This is a genomic window from Holospora curviuscula, assembly GCF_002930195.1.
Classification (GTDB): domain Bacteria; phylum Pseudomonadota; class Alphaproteobacteria; order Holosporales; family Holosporaceae; genus Holospora; species Holospora curviuscula.
This window is the reverse complement of sequence record NZ_PHHC01000074.1, coordinates 1-2,388: the sequence shown is the minus strand read 5'-3', so window position 1 is coordinate 2,388 and position 2,388 is coordinate 1. Positions and strand designations below refer to the sequence as shown.

Sequence of the window (2,388 nt, the reverse complement as noted above, 5' to 3'; positions counted from 1 at the left end):
GTCTCAAAGCTGAACGCATTAAATTCTTTTAAAAATCGCCTAATCCGCTTGTATCGAAAACACCGCCAGTGATCATGGCTTGCGCTAATTCGACAAGATTAACTGTGCGAACAGTGATAAGCGCACCTAACATTTGGGTTAAGCAATCAAGACGCCTATTGTCGATTTTGAAATATGGCTTTAAAATGCGCTTTAACTTGTTGACTGAAACCATGATGTATACCTCTTTTTCGATAATCGAGATTATACACTTTTTGTTTTTATTTCAGCGCGTTACTGTCAATGCAAACTAACTAACCAATTAGTTTTGTCCGGTATAGAGGGACTGTATATAAAAAATGATATACTCTACCAGAAATCTGATTGAATGGGTCACTATCTTTAAAACGTTTATCAACGCTTTAAGCATTTTAGACTTCTGATTATTATACAAGAACTTAACCTACTTGCGCATCGAGTCAAAGCGAAAATGACTGAAAATACACTATAAGCTCTTGAAAAATTATTTTGTTTCTAGTAATCTACCCCTAGTGCTTATAGTGTATCGGTATATATCGGTTTGATAGGCTTGCGTCCGGTTTTACACTTAACCTTAGATTCAAGAAAAAACTTCTTATCTTGGTATACGTTTTTTGATCAATCATTTGTAGAGAATATATTGAATTCTACGCTCTTGATAGCAGGGCATGATCAACAGTCTGATATTTCTGTAGAAGTGTTATTAATTTCTGATGAGGAAATGAAATATTACACTGAAAATTATGGTCCAGAACCAGGCCCCACCAATGTATTATCTTTTCCACTTTTTTCTTTTGAAGAGATCTTAAGTTTTCCTAAAACGATTCCTTTACCTTTGGGAAGTATTTTATTAGGAGTTCCCTACATTATGCAAGAGATCGAAAATTTTTGTCTTAAAGCAGAAGCACATTGGGCACGTTTATTGATACACGGTATGCTTCATCTTTTAGGATATGATCATGTAGAACCAAAAGAACGCACCACTATGGAGACTTTGGAAGCAAAGATTTGTACTCACTTAGGCTATTATTGGAGGCCTTTATGAATTTTTTCCAGCGTATAATAAATTATTTCACTCCTACTAAAGAAATAGCCACTGCGCATAATTTAGAAGGAACTATGGAACATTTTTTTTCTCTTCCTGTAGAAGACATTATGATTCCAAGAAGTGATATTCAAGCTGTATCTTATAGGCTTCCTTTTGAGGAAATTACACGAACTTTTTTGAAAACAGGATTTCGTTGGCTCCCGGTATATCGAGAAACCTTAGATCATATTAGCGGTGTTATTAGTATCCACAGTGTTCTTGCATTAAAAGAAGCGCATACTGGTAATGTAAAGTGGTACCGGCATTTAAATCATGCTTCGTTTGCTCCCGCTTCTATGACCATTCAAGAAATGATGCGGGTACTATACGAACACCACAGCATTGCTTTATTTATTGTGGATGAGTATGGTGGAGTGCAAGGTATGGTAACTAAAGGTCACATTTTGAAAGAATTTAGCAGTCTACATCTATCTCTTTTGTCGGAAGAAGAGGCGTCGGTAGTAAGCCGGAATCCTTGGGTTTTAAGAGGTCGTATGAGTTTAGAAGATTTTGAGGAAGAGCTTCAAGTGTTCACCTTATTTTCTCCTGAAGAAAAAGATCGCGTTAGCACATTGGGAGGATGGCTATGTTACATCTTGGGCCGGGTTCCTTTAAAAGGAGAGATTATTCAACATCCTTCTGGTTTTTCTTTTGAAATTCAAAGAGCTGACCCTAGAACCATTTATGAAGTATGTGTTTTACACTATCCTCATGAAAACGGAACACCTTCTTCTCCTCTTCAGGCACCACTAATGGTCTCTCAGTAGTATAAAAAATGCTTTAGAAAAAAAATAGATTCATAAATTTATTGGCATATAGAGATCAAAAAAGCTTTACTCTGTAGATATGAATTCAAAAAAAATTGTAAGCATTAATAGAACCTAAGTTTTTTTTATCAAGACCGAGACCGGAATTGAACCGGTATTGAAGGATTTGCAGTCCTTTGCATCACCACTCTGCCACTCGGCCGATATATCGATTCTATATGACTTTTCAAAAGGATACAAGAGATCTTTGACGTAAGGCCAGGAAAGAGAGAAAAAAATTCTTGATACAGTGTATTAAAAGTTTCAGGAACATTAAATTCTTCTCTGTACAGGACAAAAGTTTATCTCCCTGTAAATACCCGCTCAATTACAGTGTTTTGATTAAAAATTGACGCAATATCATTCACGAAATTGTTAACCGAACGATCAATTTTAAAAAATAATTCCCGCAGCAGATCCAAGCCAACGCGTAACACGCTTTTTTCCAAACGACCATGCTTTTTCTTGTTGATAGGG

The 2,388-nt window shown here is 36.0% G+C and carries 3 protein-coding genes and 1 tRNA gene; 2 read left to right on the top strand and 2 right to left on the bottom strand.

Translation table 11 applies throughout. The annotated features are described in order from the left end of the window. Positions 1 to 28 precede the first annotated feature (28 nt). Complete coding sequence (locus tag HCUR_RS01765) at positions 29 to 214, bottom strand: hypothetical protein (RefSeq protein ID WP_104206479.1); 186 nt, start codon at positions 212 to 214, stop codon at positions 29 to 31. 345 nt (positions 215 to 559) lie between these two features. Here HCUR_RS01765 and ybeY point away from each other — a divergent pair, with 345 nt between their 5' ends. Together ybeY and HCUR_RS01755 are read left to right on the top strand one after the other, a co-directional pair. Next, entirely contained in the window at positions 560 to 1,063 is a 504-nt protein-coding gene (ybeY, locus tag HCUR_RS01760) for an rRNA maturation RNase YbeY (protein WP_341476054.1), read from the top strand. Beyond that, on the top strand, positions 1,060 to 1,872 hold the full coding sequence (locus HCUR_RS01755; protein ID WP_129591837.1) for a transporter associated domain-containing protein: 813 nt from the start codon (positions 1,060 to 1,062) through the stop codon (positions 1,870 to 1,872). The genes ybeY and HCUR_RS01755 overlap by 4 nt, the downstream gene beginning before the upstream one ends. Positions 1,873 to 2,003: 131 nt before the next feature. Here the strand turns inward: HCUR_RS01755 and HCUR_RS01750 are convergent. Continuing rightward, positions 2,004 to 2,074, bottom strand: a tRNA-Cys gene (locus HCUR_RS01750). Between the last annotated feature and the right edge of the window lie 314 nt (positions 2,075 to 2,388).

Excerpts from the sequence above, each read along its gene's own strand:
- HCUR_RS01765 (WP_104206479.1), bottom strand. The coding sequence starts at position 214 with ATGGTTTCAGTCAACAAGTTAAAGCGCATTTTAAAGCCATATTTCAAA.
- HCUR_RS01755 (WP_129591837.1), top strand. The coding sequence starts at position 1,060 with ATGAATTTTTTCCAGCGTATAATAAATTATTTCACTCCTACTAAAGAA.